The 24,357-nt window shown below is 66.0% G+C and carries 31 protein-coding genes; 14 read left to right on the forward strand and 17 right to left on the reverse strand.

The window, feature by feature from the left end; translation table 11 throughout:
* The first annotated feature begins 84 nt into the window (after window positions 1-84).
* Window positions 85-1,086, forward strand: coding sequence for a zinc-dependent alcohol dehydrogenase family protein (locus ACEN2M_RS13105; RefSeq protein WP_441648575.1), 1,002 nt, complete (start codon window positions 85-87; stop codon window positions 1,084-1,086).
* An 8-nt stretch (window positions 1,087-1,094) separates the two neighbouring features.
* On the opposite strand, the gene ACEN2M_RS13110 is transcribed toward ACEN2M_RS13105, so the two are convergent.
* Window positions 1,095-1,769, reverse strand: coding sequence for a GAP family protein (locus ACEN2M_RS13110; RefSeq protein WP_441648576.1), 675 nt, complete (start codon window positions 1,767-1,769; stop codon window positions 1,095-1,097).
* 97 nt (window positions 1,770-1,866) lie between these two features.
* Between ACEN2M_RS13110 and ACEN2M_RS13115 the strand changes: the two genes are divergently transcribed.
* Entirely contained in the window at window positions 1,867-2,514 is a 648-nt protein-coding gene (locus tag ACEN2M_RS13115) for a nucleoside/nucleotide kinase family protein (RefSeq protein ID WP_441648577.1), read from the forward strand.
* Here the strand turns inward: ACEN2M_RS13115 and ACEN2M_RS13120 are convergent.
* On the reverse strand, window positions 2,511-3,119 hold the full coding sequence (locus ACEN2M_RS13120; RefSeq protein WP_441648578.1) for a helix-turn-helix domain-containing protein: 609 nt from the start codon (window positions 3,117-3,119) through the stop codon (window positions 2,511-2,513). The genes ACEN2M_RS13115 and ACEN2M_RS13120 overlap by 4 nt on opposite strands.
* Window positions 3,120-3,240: 121 nt before the next feature.
* Between ACEN2M_RS13120 and ACEN2M_RS13125 the strand changes: the two genes are divergently transcribed.
* Window positions 3,241-3,489, forward strand: coding sequence for a hypothetical protein (locus ACEN2M_RS13125; RefSeq protein WP_441648579.1), 249 nt, complete (start codon window positions 3,241-3,243; stop codon window positions 3,487-3,489).
* A gap of 23 nt (window positions 3,490-3,512) precedes the next feature.
* Window positions 3,513-4,283: a DNA alkylation repair protein gene (locus ACEN2M_RS13130; protein WP_441648580.1), complete on the forward strand. Its 771-nt coding sequence runs from the start codon at window positions 3,513-3,515 to the stop codon at window positions 4,281-4,283.
* A gap of 325 nt (window positions 4,284-4,608) precedes the next feature.
* On the opposite strand, the gene ACEN2M_RS13135 is transcribed toward ACEN2M_RS13130, so the two are convergent.
* A complete protein-coding gene (locus ACEN2M_RS13135) occupies window positions 4,609-5,229 on the reverse strand; it encodes an HAAS signaling domain-containing protein (RefSeq protein ID WP_441648581.1) in 621 nt (206 codons plus the stop codon).
* Window positions 5,226-5,564 carry a PadR family transcriptional regulator gene (locus ACEN2M_RS13140; protein WP_130177348.1) on the reverse strand — a complete coding sequence of 113 codons (339 nt, stop codon included), beginning with the start codon at window positions 5,562-5,564 and terminating at the stop codon, window positions 5,226-5,228. The genes ACEN2M_RS13135 and ACEN2M_RS13140 overlap by 4 nt, the downstream gene beginning before the upstream one ends.
* Before the next feature lie 513 nt (window positions 5,565-6,077).
* Here ACEN2M_RS13140 and ACEN2M_RS13145 point away from each other — a divergent pair.
* Window positions 6,078-6,383, forward strand: coding sequence for a hypothetical protein (locus tag ACEN2M_RS13145; protein ID WP_441648582.1), 306 nt, complete (start codon window positions 6,078-6,080; stop codon window positions 6,381-6,383).
* A gap of 1,139 nt (window positions 6,384-7,522) precedes the next feature.
* Here ACEN2M_RS13145 and ACEN2M_RS13150 read toward each other — a convergent pair.
* The gene (locus ACEN2M_RS13150) at window positions 7,523-7,960 is read right to left on the reverse strand and encodes a hypothetical protein (protein WP_441648583.1); all 438 of its coding nucleotides are present in this window, start codon (window positions 7,958-7,960) and stop codon (window positions 7,523-7,525) included.
* A 328-nt stretch (window positions 7,961-8,288) separates the two neighbouring features.
* On the opposite strand from ACEN2M_RS13150, the gene ACEN2M_RS13155 reads away from it, so the two are divergent.
* On the forward strand, window positions 8,289-8,954 hold the full coding sequence (locus ACEN2M_RS13155) for a DUF6226 family protein (protein ID WP_441648584.1): 666 nt from the start codon (window positions 8,289-8,291) through the stop codon (window positions 8,952-8,954).
* A gap of 391 nt (window positions 8,955-9,345) precedes the next feature.
* Here ACEN2M_RS13155 and ACEN2M_RS13160 read toward each other — a convergent pair whose 3' ends face one another.
* From ACEN2M_RS13160 to ACEN2M_RS13170, 3 genes are all read right to left on the reverse strand, one after another.
* Complete coding sequence (locus ACEN2M_RS13160; protein WP_441647803.1) at window positions 9,346-9,612, reverse strand: hypothetical protein; 267 nt, start codon at window positions 9,610-9,612, stop codon at window positions 9,346-9,348.
* Between the two features lie 407 nt (window positions 9,613-10,019).
* Window positions 10,020-10,442 carry a nucleotidyltransferase domain-containing protein gene (locus ACEN2M_RS13165; protein WP_441648585.1) on the reverse strand — a complete coding sequence of 141 codons (423 nt, stop codon included), beginning with the start codon at window positions 10,440-10,442 and terminating at the stop codon, window positions 10,020-10,022.
* Between the two features lie 187 nt (window positions 10,443-10,629).
* Entirely contained in the window at window positions 10,630-10,794 is a 165-nt protein-coding gene (locus ACEN2M_RS13170) for a hypothetical protein (protein ID WP_441648650.1), read from the reverse strand.
* Here ACEN2M_RS13170 and ACEN2M_RS13175 point away from each other — a divergent pair.
* Complete coding sequence (locus tag ACEN2M_RS13175; protein ID WP_441648645.1) at window positions 10,771-11,487, forward strand: alpha/beta fold hydrolase; 717 nt, start codon at window positions 10,771-10,773, stop codon at window positions 11,485-11,487. The two genes, ACEN2M_RS13170 and ACEN2M_RS13175, sit on opposite strands and share 24 nt — an antisense overlap.
* 660 nt (window positions 11,488-12,147) lie before the next feature.
* On the opposite strand, the gene ACEN2M_RS13180 is transcribed toward ACEN2M_RS13175, so the two are convergent.
* Complete coding sequence (locus tag ACEN2M_RS13180; protein WP_441648586.1) at window positions 12,148-12,504, reverse strand: hypothetical protein; 357 nt, start codon at window positions 12,502-12,504, stop codon at window positions 12,148-12,150.
* A gap of 175 nt (window positions 12,505-12,679) precedes the next feature.
* Here ACEN2M_RS13180 and ACEN2M_RS13185 point away from each other — a divergent pair, with 175 nt between their 5' ends.
* Window positions 12,680-13,201, forward strand: coding sequence for an HXXEE domain-containing protein (locus ACEN2M_RS13185; protein ID WP_441648646.1), 522 nt, complete (start codon window positions 12,680-12,682; stop codon window positions 13,199-13,201).
* 91 nt (window positions 13,202-13,292) lie between these two features.
* Here the strand turns inward: ACEN2M_RS13185 and ACEN2M_RS13190 are convergent, their stop codons facing one another.
* Window positions 13,293-14,048, reverse strand: a complete 756-nt coding sequence (locus tag ACEN2M_RS13190) for a phosphotransferase (RefSeq protein ID WP_441648587.1) — start codon at window positions 14,046-14,048, stop codon at window positions 13,293-13,295.
* A gap of 637 nt (window positions 14,049-14,685) precedes the next feature.
* On the reverse strand, window positions 14,686-15,300 hold the full coding sequence (locus tag ACEN2M_RS13195; RefSeq protein ID WP_441648588.1) for a nucleotidyltransferase domain-containing protein: 615 nt from the start codon (window positions 15,298-15,300) through the stop codon (window positions 14,686-14,688).
* 262 nt (window positions 15,301-15,562) lie between these two features.
* Between ACEN2M_RS13195 and ACEN2M_RS13200 the strand changes: the two genes are divergently transcribed.
* The 3 genes from ACEN2M_RS13200 to ACEN2M_RS13210 all read left to right on the forward strand — a co-directional run bounded on the left by ACEN2M_RS13200 (window position 15,563) and on the right by ACEN2M_RS13210 (window position 18,552).
* Entirely contained in the window at window positions 15,563-17,185 is a 1,623-nt protein-coding gene (locus ACEN2M_RS13200; RefSeq protein ID WP_441648647.1) for a peptide chain release factor 3, read from the forward strand.
* Window positions 17,186-17,278: 93 nt separating this feature from the next.
* Window positions 17,279-17,455, forward strand: a complete 177-nt coding sequence (locus tag ACEN2M_RS13205; protein WP_441648589.1) for a DUF1059 domain-containing protein — start codon at window positions 17,279-17,281, stop codon at window positions 17,453-17,455.
* A 35-nt stretch (window positions 17,456-17,490) separates the two neighbouring features.
* Entirely contained in the window at window positions 17,491-18,552 is a 1,062-nt protein-coding gene (locus ACEN2M_RS13210) for an EAL domain-containing protein (RefSeq protein WP_441648648.1), read from the forward strand.
* 5 nt (window positions 18,553-18,557) lie between these two features.
* Here ACEN2M_RS13210 and ACEN2M_RS13215 read toward each other — a convergent pair whose 3' ends face one another.
* The 6 genes from ACEN2M_RS13215 to ACEN2M_RS13240 all read right to left on the reverse strand — a co-directional run bounded on the left by ACEN2M_RS13215 (window position 18,558) and on the right by ACEN2M_RS13240 (window position 22,678).
* Window positions 18,558-18,998: an SRPBCC family protein gene (locus ACEN2M_RS13215; RefSeq protein WP_441648590.1), complete on the reverse strand. Its 441-nt coding sequence runs from the start codon at window positions 18,996-18,998 to the stop codon at window positions 18,558-18,560.
* A 76-nt stretch (window positions 18,999-19,074) separates the two neighbouring features.
* Window positions 19,075-19,548, reverse strand: coding sequence for a MepB family protein (locus ACEN2M_RS13220; RefSeq protein ID WP_441648591.1), 474 nt, complete (start codon window positions 19,546-19,548; stop codon window positions 19,075-19,077).
* Window positions 19,549-19,571: 23 nt separating this feature from the next.
* Complete coding sequence (locus ACEN2M_RS13225) at window positions 19,572-20,657, reverse strand: sulfate/molybdate ABC transporter ATP-binding protein (protein WP_441648592.1); 1,086 nt, start codon at window positions 20,655-20,657, stop codon at window positions 19,572-19,574.
* Window positions 20,654-21,472, reverse strand: a complete 819-nt coding sequence (locus ACEN2M_RS13230; RefSeq protein WP_441648593.1) for an ABC transporter permease — start codon at window positions 21,470-21,472, stop codon at window positions 20,654-20,656. Before ACEN2M_RS13230 ends, ACEN2M_RS13225 begins: the two co-directional genes overlap by 4 nt.
* Window positions 21,473-21,476: 4 nt before the next feature.
* Entirely contained in the window at window positions 21,477-22,271 is a 795-nt protein-coding gene (gene modA, locus ACEN2M_RS13235) for a molybdate ABC transporter substrate-binding protein (RefSeq protein ID WP_441648594.1), read from the reverse strand.
* Window positions 22,272-22,273: 2 nt separating this feature from the next.
* Window positions 22,274-22,678, reverse strand: a complete 405-nt coding sequence (locus tag ACEN2M_RS13240) for a TOBE domain-containing protein (RefSeq protein ID WP_441648595.1) — start codon at window positions 22,676-22,678, stop codon at window positions 22,274-22,276.
* Between the two features lie 120 nt (window positions 22,679-22,798).
* Between ACEN2M_RS13240 and ACEN2M_RS13245 the strand changes: the two genes are divergently transcribed.
* From ACEN2M_RS13245 to ACEN2M_RS13255, 3 genes are read left to right on the forward strand one after another with little or no spacing between them, the layout of a single operon-like run.
* The gene (locus ACEN2M_RS13245; RefSeq protein WP_441648596.1) at window positions 22,799-23,158 is read left to right on the forward strand and encodes a winged helix-turn-helix transcriptional regulator; all 360 of its coding nucleotides are present in this window, start codon (window positions 22,799-22,801) and stop codon (window positions 23,156-23,158) included.
* Window positions 23,155-23,706: an isochorismatase family protein gene (locus ACEN2M_RS13250; protein ID WP_441648597.1), complete on the forward strand. Its 552-nt coding sequence runs from the start codon at window positions 23,155-23,157 to the stop codon at window positions 23,704-23,706. Before ACEN2M_RS13245 ends, ACEN2M_RS13250 begins: the two co-directional genes overlap by 4 nt.
* 48 nt (window positions 23,707-23,754) lie before the next feature.
* Window positions 23,755-24,345, forward strand: a complete 591-nt coding sequence (locus ACEN2M_RS13255) for a sugar O-acetyltransferase (RefSeq protein WP_441648598.1) — start codon at window positions 23,755-23,757, stop codon at window positions 24,343-24,345.
* Window positions 24,346-24,357: the final 12 nt, after the last annotated feature.

Genomic DNA, 24,357 nt, shown 5'->3' on the forward strand with positions numbered 1-24,357 from the left:
GTTCGGTGGACCGCACGCGTGTTTGCGGCGCTCGGGCCGGGGCGTACTGTGTGCCCCAGTCACGCGGCAGGGAGGGAAGCGACCATGAACACTCGCACCGAGGCCTGGGTGAGCGCCGGAAACCACACCATCGCCCGGGGCCGGCTCGACCTGCCGGCACCGGTCGGGGACGAACTGCTCGTGGAGACCCTGGCCTGCGGGGTCTGCCGCACCGACCTGCACGTTATCGACGGCGAGCTCCCGCCGCACCGCTCACCCGTGGTTCCCGGGCACCAGGTGGTGGGCCGGATCCTCAGCACCGGCCCCGACGCGCGACGGCTGCGGCCCGGCGACCTCGTGGGCATCGCCTGGCTGCGCAGCACCTGCGGTGCCTGCGGCTACTGCCTCACCGGGCGCGAGAACCTGTGCGCGGATGCCCGGTTCACCGGTTACGACGCCGACGGCGGCTACGCCCGGCACTCTCTCGTGCGCGAGGCATTCGCCTATGCGTTGCCGGCCGGCACCGACCCGGTGAGCACAGCACCGCTGCTCTGCGCGGGCATCATCGGCTACCGGGCCCTGCGCCGCGCGAACCTGCCGCCGGGCGGGCACCTCGGTCTCTACGGGTTCGGCTCGAGCGCCCACCTCACGGCGCCGCTGGCGCTGGCCGCCGGGGCATCCGTGTCTGCGATGACCAGGGGCGCCGCGAACCAGGCACTGGCCCGGCGGATGCCGCTGCGCTTCGTGGGCGACGAAACCTCGCGGCCGCCCGACGACCTCGATGCCGCCATCATCTTCGCGCCCGCCGGCGCCCTGGTGCCCGTGGCCCTGGCGGCCACCAAGCCTGGCGGCACCGTCGTGGTCGCCGGCATCCACATCAGCGACATCCCCGCCCTGAGCTATGAAGAGCACCTGTTCCACGAGCGCGACCTGCGCAGCGTCACCGGCAACACCCGGGCCGACGGTCAGGAGTTTCTGCGCCTCGCGGCCCACCTGCGCTTGCGCCCGACCGTCACCACCTACGGCTTCGGGCAGGTGGCTGCGGCGGTCGACGACCTGCGATCGGGCCGGGCATCCGGCTCGCTCGTGATCGCGTTCGACCGGTAGGCGCGGGGTCAGAGGGCGCCCAGACCGCCGCCGATGAGAGCCGCACCGATCACCAGGAGCACCACGCTCATGATCGCGGCGTTGTGGCGCACCAGAATCGCCCTGGCGTCGTCCAACCGCCCGCGGATGCGCTCGCCCGCCACGACGAAGGCGACCACCGGTGCGGCGACGCTCGCGCAGGCGATCACGGTGTACCCGGCGGCGACCGTGAGCGTCGCGGCCACCGGCAGGCCAGCGCTGCCGATCGTGATGCCCGCTCCCACACCGAGCAATAGCTCCTTCGGGTTAGCCACCGAGAGCAGGAACGCCAGCCGAACGGCCCCGGCGGGTGTGCTGCCCTCGACCCTGCCCATCCAGGCGGGCAGGGTCGCGTCGTCGTCGGTTCGCGGCCGGCCCCGCCACTTCCACACCGCCAGCACCACCAGGGCGGCGCCCACGAGAATCCGCAACACCGCGACGGCCGGTGACGATTCATCGGAGCGTTCGATGAGGTCCGAGATCGCGGCCACGAGCAGCACGATCGCCGCAACCCCCACCACCCGGCCGGCCAGGAACGCCAGCCCCGCCGAGCGTCCGGCCGGCGACAGCAGCACCAGCACCACCGCGATGATCGGGAACGGGCTCAGGGCCACCGCGACAGCCACGGGAAGCACCGCGCCGAACGCCTCAAGCACCGCATTCATCAGGTCTCCCCTCGATATCAGCGCAATCGTGGCACGGCGGGGCCGAATGCGCGCCCGGCAGGTCGCGGGAGAGCGCATCCACCTGGATAGTTGTCACATGGGCACAGCAGAGAACCTGGACGGTCTGGCGCGGCGGGCCGTCGGCCTGCTCGGCGAGAACGGCCGCATCATCATCGGCATCACCGGCAGCCCGGGAGCGGGCAAGACCACCCTGGCGAAGCAGCTCGTGGAGCGCCTGATCGACAATGGTTCCCGGACGGTGTACCTGCCGATGGACGGCTTCCACTTGGCCAACGCCACCCTCGACCGGCTCGGCATCCACGACAGGAAGGGCGCCATCGACACCTTCGACGGCTGGGGATTCGTGGGCCTGCTGAACCGGGTGCTCGCCGAGCGGGACCACACGGTCTACGCGCCGAGCTTCGAACGCACCGTGGACGAGGGGATCGCGGGGGAGGTGGCGATTCCGGCCGGCGCCGAGATCGTGATCGTGGAGGGCAACTACCTGCTGGTGGACCAGGAGCCGTGGAACCGGATTCCCGGACTGTTGGCCGAGGCCTGGTTCTGCGAGACGGGGGCAGACGAGCGGCTCAGCCGCCTGGTGGACAGGCACACCCGGCACGGACGCAGCCCGGCGGCCGCGCACGCCTGGGCGCGCACGGTGGACGGCGCGAACGCGATCCTGATCGAGGGAACCAGGGTGCGGGCCGATCTGGTGGTGTCGGGGACGACGCCGGCGGGCTAGGTGTCTGCGGCCCCAATGGGCGCTGGGGCGGTGGAGCGAGCGCGCAGGTGGATGCGTTCGCCCTGCTTGCCGAACATGCTCAGGATCTCGACCGACGCGGTGCCGGTGGAGCCGAACCAGTGCGGATTCCGGGTGTCGAACTCCGCCGCTTCCCCCGCGCCCAGGACGACGTCGTGCTCGCCCAGGACCAGGCGCAGGCGCCCGGAGAGAACGTAGATCCACTCGTAGCCGGTGTGGGTGCGCGGTGCCGGGTCCCGGTCGGTGACGGGAATGACGATCTTGAACGCCTGCGGCTCGCCGCGGTGCTGCGACAGGGGAGTGAGCGTCCGGCCAGCCGCGCGCGTGGGCTTCTGCGTGACTCGCGGGTCCTGCACCCGGGGTGGGCTGACGATCTCCTCGAACGGCACCGCCAGCGCGGCCACGATGGGGAGGAGGAGTTCGAGATTGGGCTTCCTCTGCCCGGATTCGAGCCTGGACAGCGTGCTCTTGGAGATTCCGGTGGCCGCGGCCAGGTCGGCCAGAGTCAGGTTCTTCCGTTCGCGGGCGCGGCGCAGGCGGGGCGCGATCTGGGTCAGTTCGTCAGCGATCCGGGGAGTGCTACTCATGCCACCAGCCAAGCAGCACGTCCCAGTTTCGGCAACATTTGTTTCAGATGTGCGTGTTGCGGGGGCATCGTGGGGGAAGGCCGGGATCCTCGGCCACCCGCCGACTGAAAGGACACGAACCATGTCAGTACCCACAGCTCCCCGTGCACATGCTGCACCGCCATCGGTGCATGTGCGGGCCGTGATCACCTGGATCGCCATCTTCCCGTTGGTGACGCTCGGATTCTTCGCGATCGCCCCGTTCGCCACCGACTGGAATCCGATCCTGCGCGCCTTCGTGCTCTCCGTCGTCGTCGTGCCCATCGCCGTATACCTGGTTGTGCCCCAGCTGATGCGCGCCTACGGAAAGATTCGGCGCGGGCGTCGCTAGCCGTGCCGCGTTAGCCTGCTGCCATGACGGATGCCGGGAAACGCAGCGCGGGCACCGCGGCCGAGGTGCGGGCGGCGCTCGCCTCGGTGGCCGACCCGGTGCGCGCGGCCGGGGCCGCTCGGTACTTCCAGACTGAGCCGGGGCAGTACGCCGAGGGTGACGTCTTCATCGGGGTGACGGTGCCACAGACCCGCGCTATCGTCAAACTGTTCATCGCCCTGCCGCTGACCGAGACCGAGCTCCTCCTGGCCGACCCGGTGCATGAGCACCGGCTGGCCGGGCTGCTGATCCTGGTGGCGCAGTTCACACGGGCCAGTGCCCCACGCACCCGCGACGAGCCGGAGCGCCGTGCGCTCGTGGAGTTCTATTCAGCGCAGCTGCGTGCCGGCCGGGTGAACAACTGGGACCTCGTCGATTCGTCGGCGCCCGGGCTCCTCGGCGAGTACCTCTTCGACCGGCCCCGCGGGCTGCTCTACGAACTCGCGGCCAGCGACATCCTGTGGCAGCGCCGCGTGGCGGTGATCGCTACGCAGGCCTTCATCCGCCGCGGCGACGCCTCCACCACCCTCGACCTGGCCGCGCGACTGCTCGCCGACCCGGCGCCGCTGATGCACAAGGCGGTGGGCTGGATGCTTCGCGAGGTGGGCGCGCGCGTGGACCGGGCGTTGCTCCTCGGTTTTCTCGACGAGCACGCCGGGCGGATGCCGCGCACCATGCTCAGCTACGCCACCGAGCACCTGGCCTCGGAGGTGCGTGCGCACTACCGTGGCCTGCCGCGCTGCCCTGTTGCTTGAGATTGCGGTTCCAGGACGTTCAGCTTCGACACTCCTTCCCGGGTGTCGCATAACCAATGATGGACACGGCAAGCAGCCCCGCAGGTTATGCGACGTAGTTATGAGACTCGGCGTGTGCCGAGCGTCGGGATATTTCGAGTAAGTGCAGATCAGGGAGATGAGACGTCTTGTAACCCTAGGGTTTCGAGACACCGGGGTCATTTGGTGATGGGCCGATCGTGGGCGAGGGTCTCGAGTTCCCAACTGACACGACCTGGTCAGTAGCGGACGCCACTGTCGCGATGCCATGGGTGTGACTGGATCCACCCTGCCGCACATCCGCCACCTACCTATCTGGGCGCATAAAGAGTGGGAGCACTGCCAGCGCGAGCGTCGGAATGTAAACCAGGACCAAGGTGGTGGTGGGGATAAGGAACAGCGTGAGCGGGAACGAGAAGCTACCCAAGGCGAGAGTCAGCACTCCGGACGTTACGAGGAACGCGGTGAGCGTCGAGGCGCTGACCGCTGAAATGAGCAGCCAGTGTCTTCCCCGCGTGAGCAGGGGCAGAAGTGTGAGCACCAGCGGTGGCACTGACGAAAGAAGAACCTGAACCGTGAGCCCCTGTTGCAACGAAACGAACGCACCTAAGAGCACAACGAGAAGCGCCAGGGCGAACGAGCATACCTGCAGCTTGCGGCCCAGCGGCGAGTAGGCCGGCCGTTCAGAGCGACCCGATTCCTCGTAATAATCGTCCAGAGCTTGGCCCGCAACGGCCTGGGGTGTGCCCACGTGCTCAAGGACCGTGACGATGTCGAGGCCACCCTGCTCGAGCGCGTCATTGATGTGAACCCGAATGCCGTCGAGGACATCCTCACGGTACTGCTTGGGCAGGCTGGAAAGCTCTTTCGAGAGTTGAGTCAGGTATCGATTGACCTGCGGTGCGGTTGGCAGCGTTGGTGAATTCATGGCTTAGCCTCCAAGATTGCGTCGACGGTGGTTCGGAAAGGGCCCCAGACTTCCGAGAACGCACGCAAATTCTCTCGGCCGAGATCAGTGAGCGTGTAGTACCGGCGTGGACGGCCAGCGTCAGATTCGCTCCATTCAGTGGCAACCAGGCCAGCTCGGCGGAGACGGGAAAGCAGCGGGTACACCGTCCCTTCCCCCGCCAGAAGACCCTGCTCACTCAGGCGGCGGGCAATGTCGAGCCCATACCATTCACCGTCTTGCAGCAGCGCGAGTAAGCAGAATTCCAGCACACCCTTTCGTAGATTTGTAAGGACCTTGTTCCCTGAGTTGTCCATGCATAGCAAGATACCTGGTTATGCAAGGTATAGCGAGCGCTTTTGCTGGAACACTCGGCAAAGTCGCCAGCGCGCTTTGTGTCTCGAACTCTCAGCGCCTCGTAACCCATGGGATATGAGACGCGGGAAGCCGCCTGTTAACGTGACGGGCGGCACGTGACCTGTCGCACATCTCCACCTGTCTCGCATTCGTAGGGATAGGAGACACCGAAGCCTTGGCTGACGGTGCTTGATGATTAGGCGCGGAAGCTTAGGTCTGAGTGTCGGCCGGTGCTGACGTCACGGGTTCAGCTCCGAGGCGCTCAGTCCCGCTCCGTCGTCGCGCCAAAGGTGCTGATTCTGGGGGGAGACCCAGGGTGCGGCCAACTCAACTCAGGCAGGAGCGATTCTGTACGCGGCCAACTAAAGGCAAGAGCTCGGTTATCTCTCGGGGGGGGGTTTCTCTGGGCGCGCCGCCGCTCGCTCGTCAGTATGCCGGGGCGCAACTCTCCTACTGACGACATAATTGGGTCCATGAGTAAGGTTTCGGCGATTGCCGCCACGGTCAGGACGCTTGCTGGCGTCGCCGGTCTCGGCCTGGGATACTTCGTGACAACAGGTCTGCTAGCAACGCTTCAGCTGGAAGTCACGGCCGAGACCTGGGAGTCCTTGTTGGCGACGGATTCATTTGGGACCATTGCGGCTCTATTCGTCTCAGTGCTCTCTGTCGGTCTAGGCGTTCTTTTTGCTTATATCGCGGAGACGATTCGTGGTCACCTCTTCAGGCGGAATATTCGCTGCACAGGGGATGCGGCAGCCCAGACTTCCCTCAAACTGTAGGCAGCACTCCAAATATGTCTTGTTGAAACCTCGAGCGGCTGCTGCACACGACATCACATGTCGAGAGCGGTGCCTTGCCTGCTCAAGCGACGTGCGGCAGGTGACTTGTCTCCCAACTACTTGGGATGCATCGGCTGTTGGAGCAATGTGGTTGTCCGTTGCTATCCTCGCTGGGGGCTATGCGCGCACGCGCAACAGATCCGCTTGGACCTGGTTTCTCTTGACGCTGTTCTTGGGGCCGTTGGCGGCATATCTGCTCGTTGTGTGGCCCACCCGTGAACGCAGCACGATTGGTATTGAGCCAGCGAAAGGGTCTTCCGCCAGGTAGCTACCGCATGCCCACTCCGGCAACGCCGACGAATGCCCATTGCCTTCCTCGACAAGTGGTAAACCTGTTGCGAAACCTCAGCGCCTCATATCCCGTGTCCAGCCGTGCAAGGACAACGACAACGGTCGACGCGAGCCAGCAGGGTGTTGTGTCTCGCAACCTAGCTGCCTCGTATCCCATGGGATCTGAGACGTGGCGCTGGCTCCGGAGCCCAGCATACGGCTGGGCCTCCGCCAGTTTTTGCGGGCTTCTCTGTGAGCGACGCAGGGTCACCGGCAACACTCCAGCGCTCTTCGGGCGTGGCCACTGTGACGGCAGGTTAGAGTCGCAATATGCGACGAATTGTCTGGGGACTATACGGGCTTGGCGCCCTAGGAGCAGTAAGCGTCCTGGTCGATGGGTCGCTGGGCGTGGTCCCCAAGACACTCATCGCTGTGCTCGTCGTCTTCACCGGTGCGTTACTAGCTGCGATCCTCTATCTCGCTGACGCTGTGGGACCCACAAACAATGCGATACGCACAAGCATCGTGCACTCGCGAGAAGCCGCACCGAAGTAATAGTGAGAAGAGCTGCTGGCACCCGAATGGATGCCAATCGCTCTCCAGTCGCGGCGCTGCTCAGCCACCTCATGTCTTGCCGGCCCCCTTCGGTGGAAAGGAACCAGCGAGCACCGTCGTCCGTCACAGAGTCTCGTAACCTACGCGTCTTGGAACGCGTGGGTTGCAAGACGCTGAACGAACCCAATCCGATGCAACCGAAGTCCGCTCGCCGCTTGGGCCAGTAGCCCTTCGCGGGGTTCACCGGACCGCGCTTAGTCCTGGTGTTCTGCTGACGTTGGCCGCAGTAGGCCGCCGACGGCCAATCCCAGCAGTCCAGGGATCAGAGGAACACCGACCAAACAACCGCCAACAAATGTCGCAGCGAGCCCATAGAACCAACCGAAAGTCCCGTAGCCGGCCGCGGCGGCCGTGATTTCCAGAGTTGCCGTCGTGCAGACGGCGAATGCGAACATGGCGACCACGCCTGCGACAAGTGCCCGAAGAGCGTATGCCCACGGGCGACGTTTTTGATTTCGGATCAACAGGGCGAAGGTCACCCCCAGCACAATCACTGCGATCATCACCGAGGCCAACATGATGACAAATCCCTGCCGCACCAGCGCATAGAGCAGAAGGCACGAAAGCAGAAGAGTTGCTGTGCCCACCAGCACAGCATCGGTGCGTATTCTTCTTCGCTGTTGGTGGCTCATCGACCGATCTGCACCTTCTGATAGTCGTTATCGACTCCGCATCACATCCGGATAAATAGTGATTGAGTGCAGAGTTGGTGTTCACCGCTAGCGGGTCGCCCCAGTGCGCCAGGATAGTAACTACTCAGAGGCATACGACGAGCTGGACGAGAGACCATGCCAGCACTCTACGGGAGCATGCGCCGCGGCAAATTCAGTCCATGGGTTCGAAGAGCGAATCAGGTGTCTCGAAACCTGGCTGCTTCACAACCTATGGGTTTCGAGACGGTGGAGGAGCGCCCGGGAGGGATCGCTCGATGAAGAGAACGCTGACGACTAGCGTGTGACCATGAGTGAGTATCGACGCCCCACGATCCCAGTGGGGATCTATCGCGACGAGCAGGGCGTCCCTATCGATTACGGCAATCGATGGGGAGGGGAGTCCCCACCCGAAGACGCCTATTCGCGATTGAGTAATCTGGAACGCTTCGCGCCACTTCACGACGTCGCCCTCGCCCTCGTCGAGTGGTTGCGGAGCACTTTCGACGTTGACGTCGAGAGATCATCGAGCGCCGCTGCCGACCTTCTTCTCCAGCCGCGAGATGTTGTTCAAGCAGTAAGGATCGTGCCACGGGAGCATGCAGCGGCCCCGCTCACCTTTGTCCTCTCGCGGTTTCCTGGTGTATTTCTCCACGCGGGTTCCCTACACGATTTCCATTTCCCCGCGTGCGGCTGCGACGCTTGTGACGACAACGTCACGGAACTGATAGATCAGCTCGAATGGACCGTGCGTACCGTGGTGTCCGGGGGCTACTCAGAGACCTTCGCGCCGGGGTCGGGCGATTGGATCGAATATCGGCTCGATGATTTGGGCGGTGGGATGCAAGCCGGGCGCACAAGCACCCAGGAGCTACCCACCGAGCGGGTGGTGGCTGCGCGAACTGCAATACCGGCTTCGGGCCAGTGGAACTCCTGGCCATTGCGCTCCCATCACGATGCCAACGCCGTCCCCTGACGCTCGTAACCAAGGCGCCTCGGTCACGCCGAATCTCAGCCTCGAAATCAACTTCCTCGATGAGTTCTCGATATGGCACATGTCGTGGGTCTATCGCCCCAGTTCAGATCGCCTGTCTCTTAACCTCGCTGTCTACAAACCCATGAGTTACGAGACATGAAGATCTCTCCCATCCACGAGACCAGCGGCAGGCGACTTGTCGCGCATCCTCACCTGTCTCGTATCGGTAGGGTTTCGAGACATTGCGACCACACGAGGTGCTCCACGCGGTGAAGCACCTCGATGTGGAACTTCAGCGGCGCAAGATACGCGAACCGATACACGAGGGTGAAGAAGCGCGCCGCGATCCTCTTGGTTTGCGTGCGCGTAGGCTCTTCGTGGTCAGCTGCGGCTACCCCGTAACAGCCTTGTAAACCGAGTCCGGGGTCGCCCCCGGCTTGCAGGCTGCGATCGCCGCTTTGAACGTGGGGAGATCGGCGTCCAACGGATCAATGGTGTACAGGACGCGGCCGTCCACAATATGCACATCACTTAGGCCGATCGCCTCCAGGCACTCGGCTTCACTCTTGAGGTCTTCATCTGACGGCCCCGTGGCGCAGCCTGCTAGGGAAAGGGCGGCCATGAGAATCCCAATCATCAGTGCGCGCTTGGCTTTCATTTGCGGACTTCTCCAGACCTGCCGTGAGAGGGGACGCGGCCCTAGCGAACGCGGCTAGTGGCTCAGGTCTGATCACGACGATAGACATACTCCACCGCTCAGGGGCGTCCGGGTGCCTCATCTCAGAATCATTCACGTTCTGTTCATGTCGAGATCGAGCTCAGAGTGTCGCCTGCCTTCGCGAATGCTGGCAGAGACCGATTCCTCTCATAAGCCAGGTGCCTCTTATCCCATGCGACACGAGACTTAGTTACCTGGCATTGCGTGGACCACGACAACCAATTGCTGTGATTGCTATCGCACTGGTTGGCACGTACAGCTGGCCGGAATCGGCGCGATAACGTACCCACCCCAGTCAGTCCAGGCCCGCTCCAAATTTGTTCTTGTAGCCGCCACCAAGAGGAGAGTCAGAGGGTGGCGACGGCGGACGCGAGCACTCCCGTGTCGTAGATGACGCGGTGACCGTCGCTCAAAACACGCCGCGTGCCTGCGTCGAGAGGCACAGCAGCCCAGCTGATCGGTGCGATGCCCAGTTCGACCTGAAGCCCCGACCGCAATCGCATCCTTCTCTCTCGGACGGGACCCCAGTTCATTGCCCGAACCAACTGAGCACCCGGGCGTAAGATCTCGAACCACCCGGAGTTGGCGAGCCGATCCGGCTCGTCGGTCAGGACCGTCAGATCGACGTCGCTACCCATGCGCTCCGCATGGCGCGCGTATGAACCGACCAGCACTACGGCCTGCACATCGTCGCGCTCCGTAGCCCACGCCCTGACATCGGCGATAACGGCACGAACAGCCCTCTGTCGCCCTTTCAATCTCACGGTCACGTGCTCGATTATTGCGCGTTCCCGCCCTCGGCCAGCTCAGTTACCCCTGGTGTGTACCGTACACGGCGACAAGAGGCCGGCCCTGGTCGCCTGTGAACTGTCTCGTAACCTGAGCGCCTCGTATCCCATGGGAAACGAGACAGTACAGGGCATCTCGAAGAGTGCCGGCATGAGTGCCGTGTACCTTCTAGTAATGCCAACCTACGAAGGCTCCGACGGGTCGCCACTTCATTACGATGACGTAAGTGGCGACGGGAGCGGTGGCGAAAACGAACCGGTTGTCCTTCTCGCCGGAGGAGCTGCGCGTCACCCCAGTTATCTTGGTGACCTGGCCGGGCTCAGTGAGCGGCATCGCCTGATCGTTCCCCATCTGAGAGGTGTGGGCCACACACCCATGCCCGAGTCGGAAGAGCGTGGATCCTTCTGGGCGCAAGCCGATGATATTGAGCGCCTGCGCATTCATCTGGGACTGCAGCGCTTGGTGTTGATCGCCCATTCGGCCGGTACGAGATTGGCCATCTCTTACGCCGTGCAGTTCACAAGTAGCGTTGCCAAATTGGTGCTGATCACGCCTCCCGCCGCTTATCTCGTCGATGAGGCCCCGGATGCGGGCGACCTTAGCGCAAAACGGCACGGCGACTTGAACTTCGAGCCCGCCCATGCGGCGCTGATTGCGGGGCCGCAAACGATCAACGATGACGGGTACAACGCGTGGCAGCAGGAGTCAGCACCAGCCGGATACGCGACATGGGGCGCCAAGGAGCGAGCCCACGCTCAAATTGGGCGCTGGAGCCTGGCCGCGACAAAGGCATACTTCAGCGTCGCCCCACCGGATGACCTTGCGCCGCGGCTTGGTGAGGTTGCAGCCCCCGTCCTCGTACTGGCCGGGGCCGAGGATTGCCTGACCGGACTTGCCCCAGTGACCGCGCTCGCGCGACTCTTTCCAGCCGGGACATCCGTGGTGATCGAGAACAGTGGGCACTACCCGTGGGTTGAACAGCCGGCAGCATTCCGGGAAGCGATCGACAGTTTCCTCAAGCCCTGAGGGGCTAATAGGGGGTGCGCGGGTAGGCGCTGCAAATTCGCCAATCACCAACCGCCCGTTTGCGATGTGTATCGAAACCTGAGTGTTTCAAAACCCATGGGATACGAGACATAACTGGGTTCTATTCGGCCGCCATCTTCTTGGCTACGTGAAGCCGCTCCTCTGCATTACCTGCTGGATACGGGCCGGTCATCCTCGTAGGGTGACAATCATGCGATGCAACGTCGGCGCGACGGCGCGGGCGCTCGACGCGGAAGTCGCAGAGAAGGGGCAACGCATGAATAAGTCACATAGCAGTGCCGGAGCATGGCGATGGCTGGGGAGGATCTTGTCTGCTCTTGCTAGAGGCATCGGCGCGGGACTGTCCTCAATCGCGACCATGACCCTGGGTGGTCGAGCTGCCCCTGCCGACCTGCCGACATCGCCGCCGCCGAAAGAGTATCGACCTTAGCCATCTAGTACGTCCTTATCGAACTAGCTCAGCGAACCCATTGTGGAAGGTGTCTCGAAACCTGAAGCGTCTCGTATCCCATGGGATACGAGACGGTGGGAGCATTCCCGGAGACGCGGCGGTTTGAAGGTTCGACGCCCTAGTGCTTCGCAACGACCTACGCGAGTCCACACTCTGCAGGGAACCGCCGCCCATTCCGCGATTAACCGTCAGTCGGCTCTTGGACGCAGCTCTTTTGGCATCGGGAACGGCAGCTTAAATTCGCGGTCCTGCACGTCACTGGCACCCCAATCGTCGCGCGTGACCCGGATCCCCTCGGGGGAGAGTTCGGCGATGCGGACCTGCAGCCATCGCCCATCAGGAAGTCGAAGCTCAAAAGGATCGGCGAGAAAGCTCAACCCAATCTCATCAAGCATTTCTTCGGCAGTGAGCCAGTCCACAACATCCGAGCGTGCTCTACCCAACAGATCGACGACTACAAATCCCTCGCCGTCGGGCGCCATCCATCCGATCAGTTCGCCGTCGCCGCCACGGCGATGTTCAATCCACAGCACAGGGTCCACCATGCCCACGAGGGTAACAGGCGCTGTCTCGTAACCGATCTGCCTCGTATCCCATGGGATATGCGGCACCAGAAACCGTCTGAATCGTCGCTGATTGGCTCGGACAGCCAGAATCGTTCGTCCTCGGGTTGCTCCTGTCGCGCAGTACGATTCCCCCGTGAAGAGAACACCCGTTGGCATGCGAACCTCCGCAGCATCGCTCTTCATTGCGTGGCTGATACACGATGCAGAGGAAGCGTTCACATTCCCGGCTACATCAAGGATCATCGCCGCGCGGTTGGGGTCCTCCCGCATTCTGGTAACTCCGGCCCAGTCCGTGACCGCCATTGCTCTAATGGGCTTGCTCGTCGGAGGTGCTTGCGTTCGGGGTATACAGACCAACGGCAAGTCACGGCTGTACCGCGCTGCCACAGCGGGCTTAGAAGCGCATGTGGCCACCCACGTCCTGGCCTCCGTTGTTCTCAAGCGATACACCGCCGGACTGGTTACCGCACCATTCGTAATGCTTCCCGGTGCCCGAATTTCCCGCGCCGCCCTCAGGCGCAGCGGCACGCCACTCACCGCGCGCGACACAGCGCGAGGCGCTGCCCTGATGTTGAGCGCAGCTCTTGCATCTCATTTCGTCGCCAGACTTGCACGCCCGGGTCCCAAACTTCATCGTGACTGTCACGGACACCACCCAACAGCGTTTGTCTCGTAACCTGAGCGCCTCGTAACCCATGGGATACGCGACGCCGAACATTGCGTTCTAAGGATGGCAGCCTTGATCCTCGAGACCCGCAGACGAGGCGTCAGACTGTATCGAGATCGATCAACGCGGCTTGAAGGTTGCGATCAACGCCGGACGCGAGCATTCGTTGGTATGTCTCGTCGCCGCTGGCGGCTACTGTGCGGATGAGACCGAGTTGTGTTTGGATGCGTTGGCGGACGAGCTCAAGCGCATCGTTGATCGTGCCGCCCCATCCGTAGGACTCTAGAAACGTCTCTAGCCGATCACGGCGTTCTCCGAACGCAGTAAATCCTTCGTCCAGGACGACCTGCCGCGCGTGGAGCGGCACCCACGAAAACGCGACCCAGGCGAGGTCCTCGGCGGGCGTGGTCGGACCAGCCATATCCCAGTCCACGAAACCCACCAACCCCTTTTCGTCCCAAACCGCGTTGTACGGCGCCGCGTCATTGTGCCCGATGATGTGGCCTGGCTTCCAAGCCAAGCCCTCACGCCACCGTGAACCAGGGGGCGGGACGAAGTCTGCGACCGCCGAGTGGTAACGCCTGAGCCAGTCGCCCACGTCGCGCAGCGCCTCGTCGCTGTGCGTCCACGCTGGCCACGGGCGGATGCTCCCGACTGTCGAACCCTCGAGATGACTTACGACGGCGCGGCCTTGTGAGTCCGTGCCGAGGGGGCTCGGCGCCCCGACGAACCCTCTGGATGCCAAGTGCTGCAGCAGGGAGTTCACCGCCGGAGTCCAGGCGCCAGGAACTTTTCGAACCGTTCCGTCGACCAGGTGGGCGCCGCCGTCGAATCCGCCATCCAATTTTTCGCTCACGCCGCAAGCCTCCCATGACCACGCCCACGCGCGTGATCGGGGGCGGTCCCTGTGCGCTCCAAAGATCGTGCCGCGCACTTTGCGTCCAACCGAGTACGACCAGGTGGCCGGTTAGCGCGTTTCCACGGGTCGTGTGTCGTAACCCACCGTGTCTCATATCCCATGGGATATGAGACGGGATGAGCAGCGAATGAATCTCTCGGATCTCGAGAAATATGGTGGGAGCCCAGAGGTCAGGACGCGAGGGCGGCTTCCATCTCGGCCACGAGCCGGGTTGCGTATTTGAGGAGCTCGCTCGCCCTGGCCTCTGTGATGTGACTCGCGCCGTATGAGGTAAGTGTCTTCGCTTCCAAGAGCCGGCCCAAGTCTCTTGCCGCGGTTCTCTTTGCGGGGAGTGCTTGGGTGAGGAGACCAATGGCCTGTCCATGATCCTGGCCACTGGATCGGTACCCGAGCTGGGATCCGCAGATGGCATCGGCCGTAGCGATGCCGGCGTTCACGGCATTCAGCCCAGTCGTATTGTTCGACGCCATCGGTCCCCCAGGTTCGAATCGAGCTTGAGCTGTGATGAGAGAGTCGCGGGCATGCTCGGCACGGATTCGCACCTCTGACGCCGTCATCCGCTTGATCCGCGCGTTCACTGCGCCTTCCTCATTCCCAGGGCGCTCTTCCCGAAGACGATGATTCCCTCTGCAGCCCAGCTATGAACTATCGGGTCTCCCTCTTCCTTCTGCCCGGTCAGGGCCGATTCGGTTATGTCGTAGATCTGAGCATCATTGCCCGTCCACAGCTGCACGTTGTCCCGGAGCCCGGTGACGAATTCGTCCCGGTCATCGAGTGCGACCTCGTCGGGAAAGACGATGAGCAGGTCGACGTCGCTCGTCTTGGTGGAGTCACCTCGTGCCACGGAGCCGTAGAGGGCGACCGTAACACCCTCAGGTGCCTTCGAGCCGGCGAATGCTCTTACACGCCTGGTCAGTTCCTGTCGTGCGTTCATCGCGATCTCGACAGCTGGCCAGAGGATGTGCGAGCGGTTGGCAGAATACATAGTTGCGTGGGGGGCCGGGACCGAAACAACCAGCCCGATGTCGACGAGTCGGAGAAGAGCCAACCGAACGTTGGCTGGCGTTCCAGTCCCCGCCAGGCGAGCAACCTGTCGGCCAGTGAGCCCTGAACCTGCCCTGGCAACAACTCGCAGGGCCACCGCGTCGAGGCCGTTCAGGAACGAGGCGAGTGGGGCAGATAAGTCCACGTACAGTCTCCTCCCGGGGTTGCATCGCTCTGCAATGCACTTGTATCTGTGTACAATACAGGTGTATCGCCTTGCAATGCAATGAGGCTCAGTCGGCCGCGCCACACTCCGAAGGTTCGATTCGTTGCCGACGGCGATCTGGCGGTTGCTCCCGCCCGGGGAGTAGTCGCACAGCCGCGCAGGATAGGTTTGAAGAGCGCATGCGCGAGCATACGCATTGACAGACCAATAGAAGTAGGAAACGCCAGTGGCTGAAGCAACCGTGACCCCGGGCACCGAGGTGTCCCCGAAAGAGGTCGAGGCTCAGGCCATCCGCCGGCGCACCTTCGCCGTCATCTCGCACCCCGACGCGGGAAAGTCCACGCTCACCGAGGCGCTGCTGCTGCACGCGCACGCCATCACCACCGCCGGCGCCACGCACGGCAAGGCCGGCCGCCGCGGCACCGTCTCCGACTGGATGACCATGGAGCAGGAGCGTGGCATCTCGATCACCTCCGCCGCCATCCAGTTCGAATACCGCGACAGCGTGATCAATCTCGTCGACACCCCCGGCCACGCCGACTTCTCCGAAGACACCTTCCGGGTGCTCTCCGCGGTGGATGCCGCCGTGATGCTCGTCGACGCCAGCAAGGGCCTCGAGGTGCAGACCATGAAGCTCTTCGAGGTCTGCAAGCAGCGTGGCCTGCCCGTCATCACCGTGATCAACAAGTGGGACCGCCCCGGCTCCGCCGCGCTCGACCTGATGGACGAGATCCGCACCCGCACGGGCCTGATCCCCACCCCGCTCACCTGGCCGGTGGGCATCGCGGGGGATTTCCGCGGGGTGATCGAGCGCGACAGCAGCGACTTCATCCGCTTCAACCGCACCGCCGGCGGTGCCACCCGCGCCGACTCCGAGCGCACCACGGCCGACGAAGCCGCCGCCGCCGAGGGTGACGCCTGGGTCACCGCCGCCGAGGAATCCGAGCTGCTGGCCGAAGAGGGCCAGAACCACGACGAGGAGATGTTCCTGGACGGCATCACCACCCCGGTGCTGTTCTCCGCCGCGGTGCTCAACTTCGGTGTGCAGCACATCCTGGACACCCTGGTGGACTTCGCACCGCCCGCCGAGGCCCGCCTGGACGCCGAGGGCGGCCACCGCCCGGTGACCAGCCCGTTCTCCGGTTTCGTGTTCAAGGTGCAGTCCGGCATGAACTCCTCGCACCGCGACTACGTCGCCTTCGTGCGGGTCTGCTCCGGCCAGTTCCGCCGCGGCATGGTGGTCACCCACTCCGCCACCGGCCGCCCATTCGCCACCAAGTATGCCCAGCAGCTGTTCGGCAAGGACCGTGAAGTGGCCGAGGAGGCCTGGCCCGGCGATATCGTGGGCCTGGTCAACGCCTCAGCGCTTCGCGTCGGCGATTCGATCCACGAGGGCAGCCCCGCGGTCACCTTCCCGCCGCTGCCGATGTTCGCGCCCGCGCACTTCCGTGCCGTGCGCCCGGCCGACACCAGCAAGCACAAGCAGTTCCGCCGCGGCATCGACCAGCTCGACCACGAGGGCGTCATCCAGGTGATGCGCTCCGACCTCCGCGGCGACCAGGCCCCGGTGCTCGGTGCCGTGGGACCGATGCAGTTCGAGGTGGTTGAAGAGCGGATGTCGCACGACTTCGGCGCCGCCATCCGCAGTGATGTGTTGCCGTACCAGCTGGCTCGCCGCACCGACAAGGAGAGCGCCGCGATCCTCGGCCACGACCGTCAGGTGGAGGTGCTCCGCCGCAGCGACGGCACCCTGCTGGCCCTGTTCAGCACGCCGTGGCGGTTGCGGAACACCGTGCGCGACCACCCGGAACTGCTGCTCGAAGACCTCGCCGGTGGCGGGCCGGTCGACGAGGTGCGGTACTAGTCCAATCCGCAACCGCCTCGCCACCGAACTACACTCAGACGCAGACGAAATCATGCAGTCGCCTGCCGGCGACGACAGTAGGGGGAGAGTGTCATGAAGTCTTTCGCGTGCGGAGATGTGGTGCCGGGTTGCACGGCACGTTGGGTCAGTTCCACCGATGACGAGATCCTCGTTCTGGTCGCCCAGCACGCCAGCGCCGTGCATGGCATCGACTCGGTGAGCGCCGAGCTGGCCCAGAGCGTCACGGACCGGATTGTGACCGTCTCCTGACGACCCCGCTCTCGCCGTCCGGATGGGCCGCCCTGCTGGATGCGGTCAGCGCCGGAACCGGGGTGACCGCCGCGTTCCAACCCATCGTGGATACCGCGAGGGGAATCGTGGTGGGGTTCGAGGGACTGGCCCGCTTCGAGATGCCGGCCGAGATCGGCGTGGAAGACCTGTTTGCCCAGGCCCGCGCCGCGAACCGGTCGGCTGAGATCGAAGCCCGCTGCCTGCGGGTCATCCTCGCCGAGCGCGGCTCGGTGCCGGCGAACTGCTTCATCGCCGTGAACGTGTCGCCCCATATTCTCCGGCACGAGGCAATCCGGGCCGTGTGGCGGGACCATCCCGATCTGCAGGGCATCTTCGTGGAGCTCACCGAACAATCCGTCATCGACTCGGTCGTCGACCTCGAGCCCGAGCTCGACGCCATCCGTGGCGCCGGCGGCCTCATCGCCGTCGACGACCTCGGCTCGGGCTACGCCGGCCTCAGCCGTCTGCTCGCGCTCAAACCCGCGCTGATCAAACTCGACCGCGAACTCATCACGGGCATCGACACCGATGAGGCGAAGCGGGCGCTCGTGGAGATGATCGGAACGTTCGCCAGCCGCATCGATTCCTGGGTGCTGGCAGAGGGCATCGAGACCGCCGCGGAATACGACACCATCGCCGCTCTCGGGGTGCCGTTGGCGCAGGGATACTACCTCGCCAGACCCGGGCCGGCGTGGCCGGTTTTGGCTGCTCCGGTGCCACCCAGGGCGGTGTCGCAGCCGGTGCCCGTCGTGCGCAACCTGCTCGAGGTCGTTCCCGCTGTGGAATCGGTGGCGACCGCAGCGAGCATCTTCACCGATCACACCGAGGTGCGCACCGTGGTGCTCATCGACCATCGCGGTCGCCCGGTGTCGGTTCTCGACAGCGAGAGCGCCCACCTCGGTCTCGTCACCGACGCCGTGCGGGTCAACCTCGACACCCCGGTGCGGGATGCCCTGCTGCGGGCGGTCACCCGCGACAGCACGCATCGCTATGACCCGCTGATCGTCACCGACAACGCCGGCCGGTACGCCGGCGTCGTGCGCCTGGAACGCCTCATCACCACCGCGGTGCAGTAGCCAGGTCAGTCGCGGCCGGAGAGCAGCAGCTCCATGGTGTCGAAGAACGCGTTGTAACCGAGCAGGGTCTGGGCCAGCTGTGCGTTGGTGAGATCGTCACGCGGTTGGGTGAGCCGCATCTCGGTGCCGCCGGCGGCCGGAGCGAAAGTCACGACGACGGGTTCGACGGTGTCGGCGGCGGGGTCGTCGTCCATGGTGAAGGCCAGCCGCCGGGGCGGATCGACCTCGGTGTAGCGGCCGTGCCAGTAGATCGCGCTGCCGTCGGGCACGCGCATCACGGCGGTCCATCGGCCGCCCACCCGCACATCCATCACCACGGTCTCGGGCGGCACGTGGATGGCGGCACCGCCGAACCACACCGAGAAATCCTCCGGCCGGGTCCAGGCCGCGAACACCCGCTCTGGCGGTGCCGCGATGGTGCGGGTGATGGTCAGTCCGACGCTCATAACGACCTCCTCGGTCGGCGCCACAGGTCACCACGAGAATAGCGCGCCGGCACCGAGCCGGCGCGGGCGGCCCGGCTCAGGGGCCGAGGAGGGTGCGCATCCGGTCGAGGTCGACGCCGTCGTCGGTGTCGAGGAAAAACTCGCCCTGCCAGGCCTGGGTGCTGATTGCCTGGGCATTGGCGGTGGCCGACCACGGCGGATAGACCCTGAAGCCGCGCTTGCCGCCGCGCCCCGCCACGGACACGATGCCGTGCCGGGTGAGTGCCTGGCGCGGGAACACGAACAGCCCGCTGCGCCGCCCCTCGGTGGTGATGATGACGAGGTGGTCGACATCGTCGTGGGGGAACGGCTCGGTCGACCCCGTGGCGGAGCGCCGCCAGACGGCGACGAATAGGCCGACCTTGGTCGGCGTCACCTTGGCCACCCGCAGCCGCAGTCGCCGAGAGCCGATCCGGGCCACGGCGGCGCCGTACTCGACATTGTCGACCTCGGCGTCGATCTCGGCGGCCGCGGGCTCCGGTGTGCCACCCAGCGATTCGAACCGGCCCATGGCCCTGCACACGTCCGGATGGATCACGACGGCGTGACCCGGTCCGAGGAGGCGGTGGGGTAGAGCGTGGCGGCGCCGGCCGGGAACGAGAACCAGACCGGGAAGCCCACGGCGGAGTCGAGCTCTGCGGCCTCCCTGGGGCTGACGTCAGCGGCCAGCACAGTGCTTCGCGCCCGCACGAAATCGCCCCGGGGTTCGAGGTCGATCAGCTCGGCGCGCACGCTGGTGAGGGCCGGATCGGTCGGCAGCGCTGCCGACACCGACACCGCCGCCGGGCGCACCGCCAGCGACAACGGGGCGCCCTCGACCACGGGTGGCGCGGGGATGTTCTCGAGCACGGCCGCCGCATCCGCCAGGCTCAGCGTGTTGCCGCGGCGAATGCCGGTAAGCAGGTTCAGCCCGGCCAGCCCGGCCGCGAAGGCGCTGCGCGGCCGGTCGAAGACCTCGGCCGGGGTGCCCTCGTCGACGACCCGGCCGTGTTCCAGGATCAACACGCGGTCGGCGAGGGTATAGGCGTCGAGCACATCGTGGGTCACGATCACCGCGCTGCGGTCGGCGAGCACGCGGCGCAGCATCCGCCGCACCGCCGGCGCCACCGAGATGTCCAGGGCGGCCAGCGGTTCGTCGAGCAGCAACAGGCCGGGGTCGGATGCGAGGGCCCGCGCCACCGCGATGCGCTGGGCCTGCCCGCCGGAGAGTTCGGCGGGGCGCCGGGCCGCCAGGGGTTCGGCATCCACTTCGCGGAGCCAGTGGCTCGCGGTCTCGCGGGCGCGGGTCGCCGACCTGCCGGCGCTGCGGGGCCCGAAGGCGACGTTGTCGAGCACACTCAGGTGCGGGAACAGCAGCGCCTCCTGCGCGAGCAGGGAGACGCCGCGCCGGTGCGGCGGTCGCCACACCGGCCGGCCGCCGGCAGCGGGGAGGTCGAACAACACGGTGCCGTTCAGCTCGGCGTGCCCGGTGTCTGGCCTGATCAGGCCGGCGATCGCATTCAGCAGGGTGGATTTGCCGGCGCCGTTGGGGCCCAGGACGGCCACGGTCTCGCCGGCCGCGACGCTGAGGCGCAGGCTCACATCGCGCCGGGCCACGTGGAGGTCGGCGGCGAAGGTCACGAGGCCCCCCGCGCTCGCCGGAACGAGGGCGCGCCGGTGCGGTGGGCGAGGCTCACGATCACGATCGCCACGATCACGAGCACCAGGGACAGCGCCACGGCGGTGTCGGGGTCGGTCTCCCGCTGCAGGTAGATCTCCAGCGGCAGGGTGCGGGTGCTGCCCTGCAGGCTGCCGGCGAAGGTGAGGGTGGCGCCGAACTCGCCGAGCGCTCTGGCGAACGACAGTACAGCGCCCGACAGCACGGCGGGCAGCACCAGGGGCAGGGTGATGCGGCGGAGCACCGTGCCGGGGCTCGCGCCGAGGGTGGCGCCCACGGCTTCAAACCGGCTGCCCGCGGTGCGCAGGGCGCCCTCCAGGCTGAGCACCAGGAACGGCAGGGCCACGAAGGTCTGGGCGATGACGACGGCGGTGGTGGAGAACGCGATGTCGATACCGAGCACCTCGAAGCTCTGGCCGAGCAGCCCGCGCCGGCCGAACGTGTAGAGCAGCGCGATGCCGCCCACGACCGGGGGCAGCACGAGCGGCAGCAGCACCAGGGAGCGGAGGACCTTCTGGCCCCAGAAGTCGGTGCGCGCCAGCACCAGGGCCATCGGCACGCCGAAGATCACGCAGAGCGCCGTGGCCGCGAGCGAGGTGCGCAGGCTGAGAAGCAGGGCCGCGACGGAGGATTCCGAGGTGATCAACGGCACGAACTCGGCCCAGTTCACCCGGAGCACCATCGCCAGAAGGGGCAGCAGCACGAAGGCCGCGCCGATCGCGGCCAGGGCGAGGACCCAGCGGGGAACCCCGGTGTAGGTGGCTGAGGCCGGCTGCATGGGGTTACGGCGCCCCGAAGCCCGCGGCGCGCAGCACGGGTGCGCCGGCTGGGCCGCCGACGAACTCCACAAATGCCTGGGCCACCGTCGCGGATGCCGAATCCCGCACGGCCACGATCGGGTAGGTGTTCGCGGCCCCGGCGGACTCCTCGAACTCGACGCCCGCGACGGCGGCGCCCGCGGCGGTGACATCCGTGACGTAGACGAGGCCGGCATCCGCTTCACCGGAGGTCACCTTGCCGAGCACATCGGTGACCGAGGACTCTTCGCTCACCGGGGTGAGCGTGAGGCCGGCGGCGGAGGCGACGGCCGCCGTCGCCCTGCCGCAGGGAACCTCGGGGGCGCAGACGACGAGCTTCACGCCGGGGCCGGCCAGGCCGGCGAGGTCGGTGATGCCGGCCGGGTTGCCGGGCGGCACCGCGATCTCGAGGGTGTTGGTGGCGAAGTCGACGGGGTCGCCCTCGCCCAGGCCGGCGTCGGTGAGCCTGGCCATGTTGGCGGTGTCGGCGGAGGCGAAGACGTCGGCCGGTGCGCCCTCGATGATCTGGGTGACCAGGTCGGAGGAGCCGGCGAAGTTCAGCGCCACGGTGGTGCCGGGGTTCTCGGTTTCGAAGGCTTCGGCCAGGTCGGTGAAGGTGGCCGTGAGCGAGGCGGCGGCGTAGACCGTGATGTCGCCCGTGAGCGCGGTGGCCCCAGCGGTGGGGCCGGCGGTGGGGGCGGTCGCGACCGGCGCGCATCCGGTGAAGGCGAGGGCCAGAGCGGTCACCACGAGGGCGAGCGGGCGGGAGACACGGGCCACGCTCAGACCCGTCCCGATGGTGTTTCGACGATGACGGTGGTGGCCTTGACCACGGCGATCGCGACGGAGCCGAGTTCCAGGCCGAGTTCGCGCACGGCCTCGCTGCTCATCAGCGACACGACCCGGTGCGGGCCGCACTGGATCTCGACCTGGGCCATCACGGTGTCCATCACGATGTCGGTGACGAGCCCCACGAACCGGTTGCGCGCGGATCGGCCGATCTCGGACGGGTCGTCGGGGAGCACCGCGTTCTTGCGGGCCAGGCGGGCCAGGGCGAGGCCGTCGACGACGGTGCGCGACGAGGCGTCCTTCGAGCTGGGCAGCACCCCGTTGTCGATCCAACGGCGCACGGTGTCGTCGCTGACGCTCAGAAACGCGGCGGCGTCTTTGATGCGGATCTGGGTCATGGAGCCAGTCTATCTCCGATTTCGCGGAGTGAGGAGGGGAATCAAGCCGCATCCGCGTCTCGTCTCGCGTTCCGGAATGCTTACTTTGCGTAAGTGCATGAATCGACCTAGCCTGTAGCCATGACCGACCAGGTGGGCACGTCGCGGGAGGTGCTCGAACACGCCACCGGACGCTGGGGTGCGCTCACCCTCGCGGCCCTGCTCGACGGCCCGTTGAGATTCGCGCAGCTGGGCCGGGCGGTGCGTGGAATCTCGGACCGCATGCTGGTGCAAACGCTGCAGCGCCTCGAGGGGCACGGGCTGGTCTCGCGCACGCCGCATCCCACCGAGGCGCTGCGGGTGGACTACGCCCTCACCGACCTCGGCCGGCCCATCGCGGTCAGCGTGCACGACCTGATCGACACCATCCACGACCAGCTTCCCGGCATCCTCGCCCATCACTACAGCCAACCCACGCCAGCCCAAGGAGAACCACTGTGACCGTCACCGCGCTCGACCCCGCGACCGCCCTCATCGTGATCGACCTGCAGGCCGGCACCCTCGGCGGCCCCACCGCGCACCCGGCCGAGGAGATCGTCGGCCGGGCCGCCGACCTGCTCGCCGCCTTCCGGCAGCGCGGGTTGCTCGTGGTGCTGGCGAATGTGGACGGCACCCCGGCCGGCCGCACCGAGTACGGCGCGGGGGCCAGGGAGTTCCCGGCCGCGTTCAGCGCCCTGGTGTCCGGTCTCGGCCGGCAGCCCACCGACGTGACCGTGACCAGGGCCACCTGGAGCGCCTTCGCGGGCACCGAGCTCGATGCCATCTTGACGGAACGGGGCATCACCCAGGTCGTGCTCGCGGGCATCGCCACGAGCTTCGGCGTGGAGTCCACGGCCCGCGCCGCCTACGACCGCGGCTACAACGTGGCACTGGCCATCGACGCCATCACCGACCGCAGCGCCGAGGCGCACCAGACGACCGTCACCGGCGTCTTCCCGGCGCTGGGCCAGAGCGGCAGCGCTGCCGAGATCATTGCGCTGCTCGGCTGAGAGGAACTCGTGTGTACGAACGTACCTATATAGTGTACGTTCGTACGCATGACTGACTACTTCGCCGGAGACGATCGCACCAACAGGCAGCGGATGCTCGCCGGAGATCTCTACATCGCCGACGATCCCGACCTCGAGCTCGCCGCGCACCGGGCCGTGCGCCTGGCCAACGAGTACCTGGCCGCGTTCACTGTCGACGCGGCGGCGGCCCGGCCCATCCTGGCCGACCTGATCGGCGACCTGGGGGAGGGCGCGGTGATCAAGCCGCCGCTTTTCGTCGACTACGGCTCGCACATCACCATCGGTGCCGGCACCTTCATCAATTACAACCTCACCGCCCTCGACGTGGCCATGATCAGCATCGGCCGCGACTGCCAGCTCGGCCCGAACGTGCAGCTGCTCACCCCCACGCATCCGCTGGCCGCGACGCCCCGTCGCGACAAGCTCGAGGCCGCGCAGCCCATCACCCTCGGTGACAACGTCTGGCTGGGCGGCGGCGTCATCGTGCTGCCCGGTGTGAGTATCGGCGACAACTCGGTGATCGGCGCCGGTTCCGTGGTGACCAGGGATGTGCCGGCGAACGTGATCGCCGTCGGCAACCCGGCCCGCGTGCTTCGGGCGCTGCCCGACGACCAGTGACGGGCGAGCGAG

The organism is Cryobacterium sp. W22_MBD10_FK3, assembly GCF_052113745.1.
In the GTDB taxonomy this organism is placed as follows: Bacteria; Actinomycetota; Actinomycetes; order Actinomycetales; family Microbacteriaceae; genus Cryobacterium.

Coding starts and splice junctions, on each gene's coding strand:
- ACEN2M_RS13105 (WP_441648575.1), top strand. CDS start 85: ATGAACACTCGCACCGAGGCCTGGGTGAGCGCCGGAAACCACACCATC.
- ACEN2M_RS13110 (WP_441648576.1), bottom strand. CDS start 1,769: ATGAATGCGGTGCTTGAGGCGTTCGGCGCGGTGCTTCCCGTGGCTGTC.
- ACEN2M_RS13115 (WP_441648577.1), top strand. CDS start 1,867: ATGGGCACAGCAGAGAACCTGGACGGTCTGGCGCGGCGGGCCGTCGGC.
- ACEN2M_RS13120 (WP_441648578.1), bottom strand. CDS start 3,119: ATGAGTAGCACTCCCCGGATCGCTGACGAACTGACCCAGATCGCGCCC.
- ACEN2M_RS13125 (WP_441648579.1), top strand. CDS start 3,241: ATGTCAGTACCCACAGCTCCCCGTGCACATGCTGCACCGCCATCGGTG.
- ACEN2M_RS13130 (WP_441648580.1), top strand. CDS start 3,513: ATGACGGATGCCGGGAAACGCAGCGCGGGCACCGCGGCCGAGGTGCGG.
- ACEN2M_RS13135 (WP_441648581.1), bottom strand. CDS start 5,229: ATGAATTCACCAACGCTGCCAACCGCACCGCAGGTCAATCGATACCTG.
- ACEN2M_RS13140 (WP_130177348.1), bottom strand. CDS start 5,564: ATGGACAACTCAGGGAACAAGGTCCTTACAAATCTACGAAAGGGTGTG.
- ACEN2M_RS13145 (WP_441648582.1), top strand. CDS start 6,078: ATGAGTAAGGTTTCGGCGATTGCCGCCACGGTCAGGACGCTTGCTGGC.
- ACEN2M_RS13150 (WP_441648583.1), bottom strand. CDS start 7,960: ATGAGCCACCAACAGCGAAGAAGAATACGCACCGATGCTGTGCTGGTG.
- ACEN2M_RS13155 (WP_441648584.1), top strand. CDS start 8,289: ATGAGTGAGTATCGACGCCCCACGATCCCAGTGGGGATCTATCGCGAC.
- ACEN2M_RS13160 (WP_441647803.1), bottom strand. CDS start 9,612: ATGAAAGCCAAGCGCGCACTGATGATTGGGATTCTCATGGCCGCCCTT.
- ACEN2M_RS13170 (WP_441648650.1), bottom strand. CDS start 10,794: ATGCCGCTCACTGAGCCCGGCCAGGTCACCAAGATAACTGGGGTGACG.
- ACEN2M_RS13180 (WP_441648586.1), bottom strand. CDS start 12,504: ATGGTGGACCCTGTGCTGTGGATTGAACATCGCCGTGGCGGCGACGGC.
- ACEN2M_RS13185 (WP_441648646.1), top strand. CDS start 12,680: ATGCGAACCTCCGCAGCATCGCTCTTCATTGCGTGGCTGATACACGAT.
- ACEN2M_RS13205 (WP_441648589.1), top strand. CDS start 17,279: ATGAAGTCTTTCGCGTGCGGAGATGTGGTGCCGGGTTGCACGGCACGT.
- ACEN2M_RS13215 (WP_441648590.1), bottom strand. CDS start 18,998: ATGAGCGTCGGACTGACCATCACCCGCACCATCGCGGCACCGCCAGAG.
- ACEN2M_RS13220 (WP_441648591.1), bottom strand. CDS start 19,548: ATGGGCCGGTTCGAATCGCTGGGTGGCACACCGGAGCCCGCGGCCGCC.
- ACEN2M_RS13230 (WP_441648593.1), bottom strand. CDS start 21,472: ATGCAGCCGGCCTCAGCCACCTACACCGGGGTTCCCCGCTGGGTCCTC.
- ACEN2M_RS13240 (WP_441648595.1), bottom strand. CDS start 22,678: ATGACCCAGATCCGCATCAAAGACGCCGCCGCGTTTCTGAGCGTCAGC.
- ACEN2M_RS13245 (WP_441648596.1), top strand. CDS start 22,799: ATGACCGACCAGGTGGGCACGTCGCGGGAGGTGCTCGAACACGCCACC.
- ACEN2M_RS13255 (WP_441648598.1), top strand. CDS start 23,755: ATGACTGACTACTTCGCCGGAGACGATCGCACCAACAGGCAGCGGATG.